Genomic DNA, 13,644 nt, shown 5'->3' on the forward strand with positions numbered 1-13,644 from the left:
TCCGTGACCGCCGACACATCCATGCAAATAAGGACTTCTTTGTGCCTCGCACAACAGCGTTATCGCACCGCAGGATGTGAAAACCTTGGCATACACGGAACAAAGGCACATACTACCGATTGTTCTAATACATGTTCTCTGGGAGGAGAAACATCATGGAACTGCTGCACCTGCTCACCCCCTTCGACTATATGCTGGTTCTGGTTCTCGCAGCCATTTTCGTATTCAGCGTTATGGAAGGCGGCGGGCATAAGAGGCATTAGTTTGCCCCGGCCGAATAGCAGAATTTCTCCAAAGCCCAGCAGTGGCGAATTGAAGGTTTGGCGTGTGTTTTCGCCGTCTATCCTTCTGCAAAATTTATGATTTTGATCCCGCTTCGAATGAAAGCGATCTGTAGATCGCGTCAGGAGTAGAACGCGGTCGAAGGAACAGTTCCGTTTTTCCGCAGTTACCTTTTTGTAAAAGGAGAACGCGATGCCAAAATTGAATGCAGGTTTCACGGGAACGCCGGTCGAGCAGCCCGAAGGAGTGAAAAGGGCGGTAAAGTCGGCAACATCCATGGCCAAGCGCGAGGCGCAAGCCGTTGCTATAGGCGCTCAGGAACACCAAACAACGACCGCAACGATCGTCGCAATTGGCGCAATTATTTTTGGATTGGGCTACCTGATGGGAAGAAACGCCGCGGAAAGCGAGCGCTCACATCACTGGTGGTAATCCCCAAATGCTGCCGCAGTCGTCAGGACGGCATTTCTTGAGTCATTCGGCAGCAGGCAAAGCGAGATCACAGTAAATTCCAATCATGGGAACTTACCTGAACGCCAACGGTTAGATTCAGAGAACTTTGGGTTTGGCATGGCCATGCAAAGTCACCTTGCGTTCATTCTTTATGCAGGCACCGTAGTCGCGATGGGATGCATCCTGATTCTCGCAACGCTGATTGCGCCGGATCCCGATTACTCGAACCGCCTTCCCGCATCACCTTATGCAATCAATCATGCGCAATGAAGTCGCGCGCCCATGTCGCCGCATGATGCGTGCATAGCGACCTTGTGGCCACACTGGCCACGCCGGGCTCTGGAAACAGAAAACCGCAACAACCTTTATTTTCAAGGCTTTGCGGTAATTCTCAGAAGAAATTTTGGTGGGTGATGTAGGGCTCGAACCTACGACCCGCTGATTAAGAGTCAGAGGGTCTCGCGTTTCTTTCTGTCCGCCATTCCTGCCCTTGTCAACAAAGTTGCCGGATCAAAGCCTTAGAAACAAGGCCAAATTTGTTGACGCGCAGTTTCATCCCATATCTTCGTCAACTTTCTTGGTTGTGACTTGGCAACGTGTTTCCAAATCACACGTGATTTGGCTGCTAACCGCTCAGTGATTTTGGGTCTGGCACTTGCCAAGCGATTCGATCCGGGTGACCATTTCTCAGACGAGAGAAAGAGGATTACGAATGCCCTCCGAAGTTTTCACAGGCTACACATTCACGAAGGTCAAAAATCAGGTCAAGAAAGGCGTCAGTCTAGCCGTGGTCTATCGCGACCAAGACACCAGCGGCCTTGCAATCAAGCTCACGAAAACCGGAGCATCCTGGTACTACAGCACCCGGGACACGAACCTGCAGATCGCACCGTTTTCCCACTTCGGCCTCGACGACCTCCCGATGCTTCGGGAGCTGGTCGTCAAGATCCGGAAGGAGGCAAAGAAGGGCAATCCGATCGACACTCTCGTGAAGTCCTTCGCGGCCGGATACTCGGTCCAAGATGCAGGACATCTCCACGATGTCGCTACGGGCACCGGAGTGGTCTGGGAAGTCGCACGTGACCTCTATCTGGAATGGTGTGGTCGGAACCGCAATCCGGATACAGCACGCGGCTACAAGTCCGCGCTGGGCGCGACACCCGGGCTGCAGGAAGACTTCGCTCCCATCCATGGTAAGCCGCTTGCCGCCATCCTCACTCGCGACCTCGCTCAGATCCGAGACAACATCGTATCCCGCTGCACCGAACGAGCTATTGAGGAACTGCAGGCGCGCGGCGACAGAGGCTCGAAGAAGGAAGTAGTCGCGGGGATCCGCCAGGCAGATCTCACTGTCAGCGCACTGAAGGCGGCATTCAAGCATTTCGTCAACAAGAAGCAGTTCAACCTCGATCGCAACCCAGCCGCCGATCTTTCGAAGTGCCTTGAGAGACCGACGGAGATTGCTGGCAAGGAGAAGTTCAGGGCGCTAACCCAGATCGAAATTGGAGCGCTGTGGGAAGCGCTGGAATCCTGCCCCAACGAAACCGTACGCGGCGTGCTCAAGCTCCAGCTTCTCACCGGACAGCGCCGGACAACTCCGACCATCGCTCTGCAGTCGGCGTTCCAGTTCGACTCCGGACACTACGAGTGTGTGTGGGGTCTGGAAGACAAGAGCCACCACTGGCGCAAACTCCCGCTGCCGCCGCTCGCCGCAGGGATCGTGAAGCACGCCCTTCGAATGGCGACGAACAATCCCGATTCCGTGCACCTGTTTCCGAAGCAGCGCGCCAAGAAGAAGGGCGATGACATGGCAGGCCACATCAACGTCCGCACGGTATCCGACGGGATTGAAGAGATGAGGAAGCCCGGAGGCGTCTTCGAGTTGATGCCGTTCGACGTCTCCACGCACGACCTTCGCAAGGCCTTCGTGTCCATCGTCGGTCCGAAGATGTCTCAGTTCACGCTGCGAGGTCGCCCGATGGACGCTGAGGAAGTTACGATGATCACGCACAAGAACGAAGGCCGCGAAAGCGTTGCGCAGCTTGTGTACGACAAGAACAGCTACCTCGACGTCAAGCTGGAGATCCTCGTCTGGTGGCAGGAATACGTGCTTGAGGGGCACCAGATGTATCTCGCCTCGCAGCAGATGAAGAAAGCCGCCTGAGGTCACTGTGCGGTGATCTTCACCCTATCCCAGTGCCCGATGATTCAAACTCGTCGGGCACGGGGTGTCAGTTTCGATGTTTCCGAGGCGTCTCGTCGGCATCGGCTTCATCAGCAGAAGCCTGCAAATCCTGCATCATCTCCAAACCGCTGCCGTAGTCCTGAAGGAAATGCGCCAGTGCTTCCTCGGCGCTGTCGAACATGAATCCGACCGGATTCCCGCTCCACTCCGCAGCATCGACAACATACGCATGCTGGACGCACCGAACCCGCGCGCGCTCGCCGGCATCGATCAGCTTGCCCGGACGACCGCAGCATTCACATGTGACCAGCGACTTCTCGCGCGCAGTTTCCCGGATCCGCAGGAAGCTCCGGTATGGATGCGGCAGCTTGGCATCGGGCGGCAGATGGTCATCCAGGGGCACGTCACCGCCGACATACGTTGCCGTGATCTTGAGAGTGCCGTCGATGGTCTCTGCCGATGTGATCTCAAACAGCCATTCGGCGGGCAGCTTGGAGGCCTCCTCGACGGCTTCGGCGAGGATGTTTTGCCATCCGTTAGCGACGGTAATTTCCGACATTGTCCACCTTTTGGTCGGTTATTTCCGACATCAGTCTTTGCCCTTGATCCGCCGGTACTCGGCATCGATCATCTTCCGAAGCCATGCTCGGAGCCACTCCTTATCGCCTTCCGATAGCTCCAGCATGTGCGGCCAGAGCGCGATCTCATCACGGATATATCCATTGAGAAATTCGACCTTGACCACGCTGCCGCGAGCGGAATCAGCAAGGTCACCGGCGTACGCATCGAGCAGCTCCCGCTCGCGGCCTTTGAACTGATCGGCTTCCTGCCCAAGCGCGGGATTGTCGGCGAGGAAGTTTTCGAGGGCCTTTGCTCCATCTTCGAGACGCTGCCGCCGACCGCGCTCGTCGATGGCGAGGCTCCGCATATATCGGTGAAGGAATTCACGGTCTTCGTCCGACAACGGCTGCACGCCCTGCCATCGGTCGATCTCGGAGCGCATCCAAAAGTCGACATCATCATCGGCGACGGACATCGCGGCCACGACGGCAATTTCAATCTGGCCGCAGAATTCGAGTAGCAGATCGGCTTTCCGGCCATAGTTCTTCTCGATGTCTCGGTCGATCTGTCGGGCGATAGCGGTCTGCGGCATGAAATCGACGAGGTGATCCTTCGGACGCGGCCGCACGGGTACCAGGTCTTTCAGGATCTCCGCCGCTTCCGGAGGATACTCGTCGCTGTCCTCATGCCATTTCCACGGATCCGACCACTTGCCGTCGTCTTCACGGAAATCGCCGAGAACGGCAGCGTGTTTATCGCAGGCCGTTTTCGCCCACTGCCCGATCCGCAGCCGCCCAAGCTCACCGCAGATCTCGCAGGTTGCCAAAGACCGAAGCCGGATCTCCTCGCGCAGCCGCTCAACCTCGCTGCGGCAACCACGAACGGAGTAGTCGCAGTCGACATGCAAGACCAAGCAACCACACTTTTCCTTTCCGCCGACAATCTTGGTATTCCACGCGTCCGGATACCTTCGGACGCGTTCGACAGCAGACTGCAGAAGGTCTAACCACCCAAGATCGAACGCGAATTCAGCGTCGGTTGTCACGACATCGGGGTTCTCGGCGACGACATTTCCGAAAAATTCCTCGCGGTCTTTTGCGCGAGACAGCGCTACAAGACGCAAAGACTCGAGGCCTACCTGATCTCGGAGGTATTGTTGATCCTCCGCCGTAAGCTCAGTCAAATACGCAAAATCGTCAGCGATGAACTCAAGAAAATCCGAGCCGATAAAGTACGATCTCGTCGCCGCGTAGTGCATCGCGGCCTCGGTGATACGATCCATATAAGCGCTGCGCAGCCACTGCCGCCGTGTGTCATCAATCGTCATGCGCTCATCCTCTTCCCCAATTTGATCCACCCCTCATCCGTCCGTGCCATCTGCTTTTCACGATGCAGATACAGCAGCCGCGTCCACACCCAGACGCAGTCGTGGTCACGATGATAGACGGTCCCACCCAACCTCCACACCGCTGGCAGCGATCCGCTCTGGAACAAGATCAGCGACCAGGGCTGCAACATCGGCGCCGACCACTGCTCTTCGTCCGTCGGCTCCGTGTCACGACACATGCGGTATTCCGGCGGCGGCAGCAGCGCGCCGCCCGGAGACGTGAGTTCGAGCAATCGACGGCCGACATGGAACAGAGTGCCCGTGTGCTTGACCAGCCACCAGCCCACACGGCGACAGGTTTCGTCGTCCGGTTCCCAGTTGGTGGACAGCGCGCGCTCGGTGTCCTCGTCGCGAAGGATCGCCTCGCAAATCAAGGATTCGCGATCCATTCCTTCGACGCTGACGCGCGGACGAATGCCGAGAGGCCGGCGACGGCGAAGTGACTGTGCTGTCATCGCGACCATTCAGGCGCCTCCGTTTCGATGAGTGCGTCGCTGTCGGGATCGTAGACCCACCACACGCCGCGCTCATCGCGGTATGTGGTGGGCTCCGCCTCGCACGGCTCCGCGCGATAGCCGTCGCGAACGGCATGGTCTTCGCAGACTGTCGTCAGATAACCGCGACGGTTGCTCCAAACGCCGGGTCGGCCGCAGTACTCGCACGTGTAATAGCTGCGAGCTTCGGCGAGGCGATGAGCATCCGTGACCGCACGCACCGACGAGAGCGTCTCGCCGTAGCTGCTGTCATAGATGCGCAGCGTGCCGAGTTTCTCTTTGATCTGCCGGATTTCGTAAGTCGCCGTTGGCGGCATCTCGCGGTCGATCACCGCGAAATAGCGATCGAGGATTCCGATCCATCCTTCATGACACTCAAACATAAATCCCGGCCGCAGGAGACGCGGGTATTTCGCGCGCAGCTCGTCAAACGTCGTCATCGGCTCCAGCCCTCCGGAGGCTCACTCGGCACCATCTTGTCGGCGTCGCGGTCGTAGCGGTACCACTGTCCATCGCGTGTCTGCATCATCCCTGTCATCCGTCCGACATCCCGTCGCGGCCACGACCTCTGGTCTTCGCTGGCGTGCTCGTCACAGAGGCAGCGCCACCAGGCAAAGCGGTCGGCAGGCGGCCGACGGACGAATCCTTCGGAGCCGCAGACTTCACACGTCAGGCTGCTCTTGAATTCGGCCTTCGCCTTCGCGAGGCGCGAGGGCAGGACCTCGGTGTCGCACCAGATCCTCAGAGAGCCGAATTTTTCCTTCAGTTCGTGGACGACGAGCTGCGGATCGTGCGGCAGCGCCTCTCGGACGAAATCGCGGACGAGCGGCAACCACCCGATTCCGACGTCGACATACCGGGCGGAGTCGAAAACACCCGGGAAGTCGGCGACGAGGTCGTCGCTCTTGATCCGGGGGAAATCATCCATCGGCATTGCAGGTCTCCTTCTCGCATTCATCGCACATCACCACGCGCCGTTCGCCGCAGTCTCGGCCATTCCCGGATCCGCAGCACTCGCAGGTATGTAAGCTCTCGGTGATGTAGCGCTGGAGCCAACGATCCAGAGCAACATGGCGACTCCAGTCGCGGCCGTCGGCCGGCAGCGAAGTGTCGATATGCAGCCAGCCGCAGCCGCAGAGGCCGACGATGCGCGCGTCCGGATACTCGATTGCGATGTCGGTCAGGAGACGGTCGACGAGCGGTACCCAGCCGCGACGGAGAAAGACCTCGGACTGCGGAGGGATGCGGTCGCCATGTTTCGCCACGAGAGCGGCGTAGAGATCAGGACGAATGGGATCGGTCATCAGCGAGTTCCTCTTCGAAGATTTCAAGAAAGCGCTGCTCGAAACGCCAGAACGAGATTTCGTGACACAGTGCGGTAGGCGATCTCGGATCGACGGCATCCGTGAATTCGATGTCGATCTTCGTCCGCCCTGCTGCCGTCGCGAAGATACCGACCACGCGCACCTCCTTGTCGAGCCCCATCTCCCGCATCACTCGGAGCAAGCTGTCGAGCGCGGGGAGCTGGCAGTCGTGCAAGCGAATCAGATGACGTTCCGGAACGGCATCGCCGTGCGATGCAACGAGGAATTCGTATTCAGCGTCAGTCATCGTCCCTCCAGGATTCGTAGCACTCGCGGCACAGCAAGCGGATCGGGTCGTCCCCTTTGTCGACAAGAACGCTGGCTTCGCGGCCGCAGTGCTCGCATGCTTCACACAGGCGCTCTTGGATCCGCTCGAGGATGCGGTTGCACATGTGCTTGTCTGCTCTCGTCGCGGCCGAGGAGAACCGAGCGTCGATGACGACGACTCCTGGAGCGAGCGTATTGATGCCGTGGACGCTGTACGCGTGGAAACGGTCGGCGATATCGAGGTCGTGAAACAGGTCTCCGACGATGGTGTGCAGTCCGCGGCGAAACTGCAGGTGCTCGAATGGCGGCACGGCATCGCCGTAGCGTGCGACCATGAAATCGTACCAAGCGCGATCGGGATGCAGCGGGAAGGGTTCAGACATCGAGCGTCTCCTTGATTTCGCAGAACGTCATCGGTGCGAAGTGCGTATCCGGACAATCGATTCCGACGTCGCGGCTTCGCCCCATCGACGGCAGATTGCCGTGACTGTGACCGTAGAAGTGGTACGAGCCATGATGCGCTGCCGGCCACGTGCGGCAGCCGTAATGGTGCAGGTAGATCCTGGCGCCGTCGTCGTGCGTCTCCAGCGCAGCCGTCGGCGGGATATCCCACGGTAGATCTCGGATCGTCTTCATGATACGGCCCTTCTTATCCAAGTCATGGTTGCCCCAGACCAAAACCTTGCGGCCGCGGATCTCGTGGAAAAGATGGCGCACGTAGGCAGGATCAGACGAGATCGCGAAGTCCCCGATGATGTGGAGGATGTCGAGCGGCTCGACGCGCTCGTTGATGTTCGCGACGATGGCGCGATCCATGTTTTCAACGGTGTCGAAGGGGCGCGTGGCTGCGCAGTGGTGGAGAATGCCGTGATGGCCGAGATGAAGGTCAGCGGTATATAGCTTGCGGCAGAAGGACATGAGAAGACTCCGGAAATAGACATAAGCGTGCGGCTCCGCTCGGGGCGGATCAGGCGGCTATGGCTATTCGGAGTCCTGCAATCACGATGTTGGTTCCTTCGTCGGAAGTCTCATAGCACGGACCCGGATGAGTTGTGAGCCCTAAGTTTTACCCGGATGGCGTCTAGGTAAATTTAGTGCGATCGGACTGAGGTTCTATCTCGACTTGCTGAGAATGCTCGAGACCGTGTCGTCGGGATGAAGGCCTCGTCGCAGGCCCGCGGCCATCGCCACGATGAAGTCACGGCGCTGAGCATGGGGGATCCTGCGCCACAACCCGATGTCGAGAGACGGGGGCTTCTTGGTCGGTGTAGGACGGGAGCCTTCAACCGTGTCGTCCTGGAAAGGATTCATCGGCAAGTCCTTCAACCCGTCGGAGAACAGACCGACATCGCACAGATTGAACTGACCGGGCGTGAGGATGGAGCGCGCAAGCGCCATCATCTCGGGCTTGGCAAGGGCCGCTGCCAGCGCGGTGATCATGACCGTCGGATCGATCTTCACCATGACGCCCGCATCGAGCGGTGCATTGCCGTTCTTCCTAGAGCGCACGAACGCCACTCCGCCGTCCAGACCTGGAACGAGTGACAGCCATGTGCCGCACGTCTCGGCGAGGCAGCGGTTCTCGAGGACTCGCATCGTGTCGTCCTCCGCAGCGGTCATCTCGAGGTATGTGATGAAATCCCTGTAGCGCACGTACTCGGTCATGGTCTCACTCCCGTCCTTTCTTCAGCTTGCCGTTCTGTCTTGCGTCCCGTCTCCGTTCCTCTTCCCGGATCAGATCAAGAACCGTTGTCTTCCTCGGCTGCCACATTGCCTTCGACCTAGCCTTCGTTTCCGTGCCCCGCCTGCAATCGTCGGAAACGGGGTCTATGGTGCGTTCAGGAACATTTGCCGTATCCGACACTCGTGTAAGAGTTTCGGATGCACTTCACGGGCTTCTCTGGACGTTTCTGCTGTTCGACCACCGAGGGAGCGATGAAGATGGGCTGTGCCGTATCCGTGACTGCCGTCTCAACTGTCTTCGTCTTGATCCTGCTGAACCGTCTCATCGATCCTCCGGTGTTGGTCCTGCTATTCGTCTTCCCGTCGGTTTTCCTCGTGCCTGCGGTCTTACGATTCCGATTCTGATTCTCTCTACGATTCCGGTTGGATTCTGATTCTGAATCTGAGGCAGGGGCACCACACACCAACGGGCCACACCCTCGTCGGGAAGCTCCCGTATTTAAGATGGCACGACCGGAAGTCTTTGAAACGAAAGAGCTATTCCGGATGTTTGCCGTGCATTTCGTGAACACGTCGGCCATGACACGGACAAGCTCGTCGGCAGCCGAAGCACGGACAATGAACGAGTCGTGGATCGGCATGATAGTCTCACCGCGCTTGACGGTCATCTCGTTCAGAACCTGCTGGCACATGTCCGCATCCATGCGCTGTAGCTTCAGGCCAACGTCGCTGAAGAAGTAGTGGCTGATGTCGGCATGCTTGATCCTCACAGCCTCGATGAGTTCCTTGGCTTCTTCGTAGGTCTGGGATGCCACGTGTTTCCTGACCGCTCCGACGGCTTTCTTGTAGTCCCGGGCGTTGAGCATGATGTTGAGCGCGCGCTTGCATGCCAGACGCTGGTCACGGAAGCCGGCGATGTCATACGCGTCGTAGCCGGACTCGAGATCGAGGGGCTTGCCCTCCGCGATGTAGAGAATGCTCGGGTGGTTGTTCTTGTAGTCGTGCTCGACGACGTTCTCGCCGTCGAGCACGAAGTGCTTGCGTTCGCTCTTGGGAATGTTCTGCCAAGCGCCTCCATAGAAGCGGCCGCCAAGGCTCCACACGTCGCTGAAGACGCGGTATAGGAACATGTCCTCGAGGTCGACGGCAGAGGTCTTCAGTCGGCCGTCCTGCTCGTCGATGCTCTCGAAGTAGACGACCGATCCGTCACGACGAACGCCGCCAGTAAACTTGATGTCGGCTGCCTGCAGATGACCGTTGATCTTCGAGACGAACTTCCGCATCCGGTCGACGGCTTCGGTCTCCTTGTACGGAATCAGGACGCGCTCCTTGCGGTCGCGCAGCCGGATGAGTTCTCCGACGGACCTCTTGGTCTTCGGCAGTGCGATGCCCTGGAATTTCTCGGGGTTCGGGATGAAGCGCGACTGCTGGCCCTGGGCGACGGACATCTGCTTCTTGCGGTCATGGATCGAGAACCAGCCGTTGTCGGCCAGAGAGTCGATCGATCCGATGACGGGGCCATATCCCCAGTCCTCGCCGTAGTAGACCTGCTGCCCCGGGTAGACCGAATGGTCGCGGCTGTAGGAGATGAACTGATCAGCCGGACGCATGCGGACGTGATGCGCCATCCCGGCCACGATGCCCGCCATGACTTTCTCCTGGCGTCTGGTCGCGCACTTGGGCATCGGCAGGACATCCGCCAGCTCGGCATAGCTTGCCTCCGCGAAGAACGGCAGCGCACGGTCTCGAGGGAAATCTTCGGGGGTGTATTCGGTTGAGTGCATTCTTTCTGTCCCGGGTAGTCTGTAAGTCATCGATCGGGGTCTCTTGATGGACCCTCGACTCGATGGTTTGAGACGGCCGGGCGCATCGCAAGCAGCAGCCGGCGGGCGAGACGAGCAAGAAAGTTGACGCCGGGATCACCCTATGTTCAGCGTCAACAAACTTTTATTTTCAAGGTTTTGTGAGATGCGCCGCCGACAGCGATCCTGTGCTTGTTCCTCACGTAGTGAGGATGTGTAAGCTTCACGTAGTGAGGACAGGAGGAGACGATGCCGAGACCGAAGACGCAAGCTGGCGAGGCGCATGCCGAGGAGCAGGCACGCTACCGTGGGAAGCTCAGGGCGCGCGGTGCTCCGGAGGCATCGCACGTGGACGTTGCCGTTGCTGCAGCGGTCGCCGTCTCATTCGATCGTTCCCGGGGGAAGCCCAACGGCGATGCCGCTTTCGATGCCCTTGTTGATCTCGCGAAGACAATCCTCGTGGATCGAGGCTTTGATCCTGTCGAAGCCGGCAAGAAGACCCGTGGTCGTCTTCAGTTCCGTTCGGATCTGGATTCGCTGAAAGACATCGCTACGCGGCCGGCACCGGGTCGTTCCTCCCCCCATTACTTCCACTTTAAAAAACGGGATTCTCGAGTTCCTGGTAGTGAGGACGGAGGTGCGACATGAGGCGTTTCCTCCCCCCGCCGAAACCTGCTGCCGACCCTCGTGGGCCGAGAGTAAAAGAGGCCTTGATCGTGTTGGCCACGGTCGCCGCCGAGGACGCGGACTATGCGAAGGCACAGAATGGCGTCGGTTTCTCTCGCTCTGATTCTGCGAAAGGGCATGCCTTGGCGCAGCTCAGTGTACGTTCCGTTCTGCAGGACGAAAGCACCTGCGCTGAAGTCCTGAAGATGGCCGCCAGATATAGGCGCCAGGCTTCACGCGTCGCGCAGGGCGACTTGCTATAAGTCGAAACAAATCGCGGACATCCGATTCAATACTCGCAACGCGCTGGCGATTGAATCTTTTCAGGCATTCCGGCGGAACATCGACTTCTTGAGGAGACCGACATGGTCAAACAATCCGCTGAAATCCACACACTTGCGCCACGCCTCGCGTACCTGGAAGCGCTGGGGAAATGGCCGGTGGAGAACCGTGTCTCCGGAGGCGGCGTCGATCATAGACTGTGGCGTGCTGCCCTGGAAACCGTCGTATACATGACGGCACGTGGACGGAAAGAGCTTATGAAATTGCAAACCTGTATGCAGATTGCTGGATGCAATTGAGGGTAGTTTCCCCCTCTGACACTATCGTTGTTCTTAATCGAAGAATGGCAGCGTCGTCCCCGAAGCACGGGGTTAAAAAATGTCCATCCAGAGCAATCCAAACATCATCAAGATCACCGGCACGATCCAGGAGTACAATGGAAGAACCTTCATGGGCCGCAATGGGGCGGACAACATCGATGACATCTGGCATTACGCCTATCTGATCATCGAGGACGAGAAGGGCGAACTGCTCAAGTTCGAGCGCGTCACGACCAACGAAAAGATCGAACCCGAAATTGAGGTCGGTAATTCCTGCACGCTCTATTTCCGACGAATCCGATCATGGAAAAAGTCCGTCTTTCACCTCATCGCGAGCGAAAGCGATACTCGCGGACTCAACTGCTTCACGCTGTATCAGACAGTGAACAGGATCGCTCACGTTCTGATGATGATGAAGGCGGTTCCTGGTGCCTATATCCTAGGCCTATTCATGTTCGTTCTGCCAGCCAGTGCTACAATCGGCATTGGGAACGTATTCTGGCTCGCTCTGATTCCGCCCATAGCCTTTCTTGTTCTGAACCATCTGGATGGGCCGGGCCGTGTCCGAAAGGATTCCATCGCCCTTCACAAAGAACTGGAGCGATCGAGGGTTGGAGCAAAATTCGGCGGCCGCCAACTCAAGACAGTGTGACGTGCGATGAAAATCATGTCTGAAAACAGCGCGGGTAGGCACTGGCTCGTCATCGCATTGGTGAGCGTGATTGTACTGCCGCTACTGGTTACGTTGGTCATGGCGGTATACACGATCGCGACGACGACGGTACCGATGGTCTGGTCCTCATGGTCGGTCAACGTGGCCCGTCTACAGCAGAACGAAGCCCGCACGGCGCGCATAGAGGAAGCGGCCAGGAAGGCAAGCTTTCGTTCCGTGTGTCCGGACTATTTCGATGCCTCGACCCTGAGCAGATTGATTGGATACAGATCGCGCGCATGGTGCGAGGACTATCGCGACAGGATGTCCGATGCCCAATGACCTGGGGTGGTTCCAGGCTGGCGGCGGCTGATCTCCGTCGCTGCCCTGCGAGCCAGGTTTCGATTTTCAATCCGTTCTTGCCGCTACTTCTTTCCGGTCGGGTCCTTGAAACCCTTCATCCAGTTCGGATCGGACTCGGTATCGTAGACCGACCTGGCGTAATCGTCCTGCTCCCGCTTTTCCTTCTCCGCAATGTCCACGTAGACCAGCCTGGCGTTCGGCGACTTCATCGTGTAGCCGGCAACACCACATCCTTTCTTCTCGCGAATGGGGGCGGCACCCGTCATGACGTAGCCCGGAATGGCTGGGTCGTATCGACCAGAAACCTTGTAGAAGACGACGTTGCAGCCCTTCTTGTATACATAGGCCGTTCCCTCGATTTCCCCCCGGCGCTGGATATGGCCGGTGAACGCAGGATCACCGGGGCGAACCACCTGTCCCGCGCGATCGCTCGGCGTGTCGTAGCGGATGTCGTTGTGATCGTAGTTCACGATCATGAGCGAACCGTTGTGATCGAACATTTCGGCCGATGCCGCTGTCGGCGAGAGCATTGCGGCCGATGTGGCGGCTAACACGGCAATGGCCGCAAAGGCCGGTGGTCGGGATTTCATCGGGTTTCCCATTCTCCTATTCGCAGGGCATTCGGCCATGACGGGACTCGTCGTTTGCTTGGAAGGATTCCATCGGGCGCTTAAACGCGGGGAAAATTCGGAGGGTAGTATTACCCTATCCGTTTGCGCGTCCCGCCTGTAAATCCGGCGCAGTTCGTGGAGATAGAAACCAAGGTTTTTGTCACGGCGAATGCCGCGAGTTTGTTGCTTGCTTAACCCCTTGCCATCGTTACGAGAATGAAATCGCCGCGTTTCCGAATGTTTGCCCTGCGAAAACCTTCCTTTCTGTCAAG

At 58.2% G+C, this 13,644-nt stretch carries 18 protein-coding genes; 6 read left to right on the forward strand and 12 right to left on the reverse strand.

Going from position 1 to position 13,644, the window contains the following annotated elements; translation table 11 throughout:
- The first annotated feature begins 474 nt into the window (after positions 1-474).
- Together NXC24_RS11610 and NXC24_RS11620 are read left to right on the forward strand one after the other, a co-directional pair.
- Complete coding sequence (locus NXC24_RS11610) at positions 475-714, forward strand: hypothetical protein (RefSeq protein WP_104823422.1); 240 nt, start codon at positions 475-477, stop codon at positions 712-714.
- A gap of 733 nt (positions 715-1,447) precedes the next feature.
- On the forward strand, positions 1,448-2,899 hold the full coding sequence (locus tag NXC24_RS11620; protein WP_104823423.1) for a hypothetical protein: 1,452 nt from the start codon (positions 1,448-1,450) through the stop codon (positions 2,897-2,899).
- A gap of 67 nt (positions 2,900-2,966) precedes the next feature.
- On the opposite strand, the gene NXC24_RS11625 is transcribed toward NXC24_RS11620, so the two are convergent.
- The 11 genes from NXC24_RS11625 to NXC24_RS11675 form a co-directional block, all read right to left on the reverse strand.
- Positions 2,967-3,479: a hypothetical protein gene (locus NXC24_RS11625; protein WP_104823424.1), complete on the reverse strand. Its 513-nt coding sequence runs from the start codon at positions 3,477-3,479 to the stop codon at positions 2,967-2,969.
- A gap of 30 nt (positions 3,480-3,509) precedes the next feature.
- Entirely contained in the window at positions 3,510-4,808 is a 1,299-nt protein-coding gene (locus NXC24_RS11630) for a hypothetical protein (protein ID WP_104823425.1), read from the reverse strand.
- Positions 4,805-5,332, reverse strand: coding sequence for a hypothetical protein (locus tag NXC24_RS11635; RefSeq protein ID WP_104823426.1), 528 nt, complete (start codon positions 5,330-5,332; stop codon positions 4,805-4,807). Before NXC24_RS11635 ends, NXC24_RS11630 begins: the two co-directional genes overlap by 4 nt.
- Positions 5,320-5,802: a hypothetical protein gene (locus NXC24_RS11640; protein WP_104823427.1), complete on the reverse strand. Its 483-nt coding sequence runs from the start codon at positions 5,800-5,802 to the stop codon at positions 5,320-5,322. Before NXC24_RS11640 ends, NXC24_RS11635 begins: the two co-directional genes overlap by 13 nt.
- Positions 5,799-6,296: a hypothetical protein gene (locus NXC24_RS11645; RefSeq protein WP_104823428.1), complete on the reverse strand. Its 498-nt coding sequence runs from the start codon at positions 6,294-6,296 to the stop codon at positions 5,799-5,801. The genes NXC24_RS11640 and NXC24_RS11645 overlap by 4 nt, the downstream gene beginning before the upstream one ends.
- Positions 6,283-6,666 carry a hypothetical protein gene (locus NXC24_RS11650; protein WP_104823429.1) on the reverse strand — a complete coding sequence of 128 codons (384 nt, stop codon included), beginning with the start codon at positions 6,664-6,666 and terminating at the stop codon, positions 6,283-6,285. Before NXC24_RS11650 ends, NXC24_RS11645 begins: the two co-directional genes overlap by 14 nt.
- Positions 6,644-6,973 (reverse strand): hypothetical protein, encoded by a 330-nt coding sequence (locus tag NXC24_RS11655; protein WP_104823430.1) that lies wholly within the window; start codon positions 6,971-6,973, stop codon positions 6,644-6,646. The genes NXC24_RS11650 and NXC24_RS11655 overlap by 23 nt, the downstream gene beginning before the upstream one ends.
- Positions 6,966-7,376, reverse strand: a complete 411-nt coding sequence (locus NXC24_RS11660; RefSeq protein WP_104823431.1) for a hypothetical protein — start codon at positions 7,374-7,376, stop codon at positions 6,966-6,968. Before NXC24_RS11660 ends, NXC24_RS11655 begins: the two co-directional genes overlap by 8 nt.
- Positions 7,369-7,911 carry a hypothetical protein gene (locus NXC24_RS11665; protein WP_104823432.1) on the reverse strand — a complete coding sequence of 181 codons (543 nt, stop codon included), beginning with the start codon at positions 7,909-7,911 and terminating at the stop codon, positions 7,369-7,371. Before NXC24_RS11665 ends, NXC24_RS11660 begins: the two co-directional genes overlap by 8 nt.
- A gap of 195 nt (positions 7,912-8,106) precedes the next feature.
- Positions 8,107-8,658: a hypothetical protein gene (locus NXC24_RS11670; protein ID WP_104823433.1), complete on the reverse strand. Its 552-nt coding sequence runs from the start codon at positions 8,656-8,658 to the stop codon at positions 8,107-8,109.
- Positions 8,659-8,831: 173 nt separating this feature from the next.
- Positions 8,832-10,460: a hypothetical protein gene (locus NXC24_RS11675; protein WP_104823434.1), complete on the reverse strand. Its 1,629-nt coding sequence runs from the start codon at positions 10,458-10,460 to the stop codon at positions 8,832-8,834.
- Between the two features lie 267 nt (positions 10,461-10,727).
- Here NXC24_RS11675 and NXC24_RS35080 point away from each other — a divergent pair, with 267 nt between their 5' ends.
- The 4 genes from NXC24_RS35080 to NXC24_RS11700 all read left to right on the forward strand — a co-directional run bounded on the left by NXC24_RS35080 (position 10,728) and on the right by NXC24_RS11700 (position 12,740).
- On the forward strand, positions 10,728-11,126 hold the full coding sequence (locus tag NXC24_RS35080; RefSeq protein WP_158704462.1) for a hypothetical protein: 399 nt from the start codon (positions 10,728-10,730) through the stop codon (positions 11,124-11,126).
- Between the two features lie 383 nt (positions 11,127-11,509).
- Positions 11,510-11,725: a hypothetical protein gene (locus NXC24_RS11690; RefSeq protein ID WP_104823437.1), complete on the forward strand. Its 216-nt coding sequence runs from the start codon at positions 11,510-11,512 to the stop codon at positions 11,723-11,725.
- A 79-nt stretch (positions 11,726-11,804) separates the two neighbouring features.
- Entirely contained in the window at positions 11,805-12,398 is a 594-nt protein-coding gene (locus NXC24_RS11695; RefSeq protein WP_104823438.1) for a hypothetical protein, read from the forward strand.
- Between the two features lie 15 nt (positions 12,399-12,413).
- Complete coding sequence (locus NXC24_RS11700; RefSeq protein ID WP_104823439.1) at positions 12,414-12,740, forward strand: hypothetical protein; 327 nt, start codon at positions 12,414-12,416, stop codon at positions 12,738-12,740.
- Between the two features lie 83 nt (positions 12,741-12,823).
- On the opposite strand, the gene NXC24_RS11705 is transcribed toward NXC24_RS11700, so the two are convergent.
- Complete coding sequence (locus tag NXC24_RS11705; RefSeq protein ID WP_104823440.1) at positions 12,824-13,351, reverse strand: hypothetical protein; 528 nt, start codon at positions 13,349-13,351, stop codon at positions 12,824-12,826.
- Positions 13,352-13,644: the final 293 nt, after the last annotated feature.

It is taken from the genome of Rhizobium sp. NXC24, from assembly GCF_002944315.1.
Classification (GTDB): domain Bacteria; phylum Pseudomonadota; class Alphaproteobacteria; order Rhizobiales; family Rhizobiaceae; genus Rhizobium.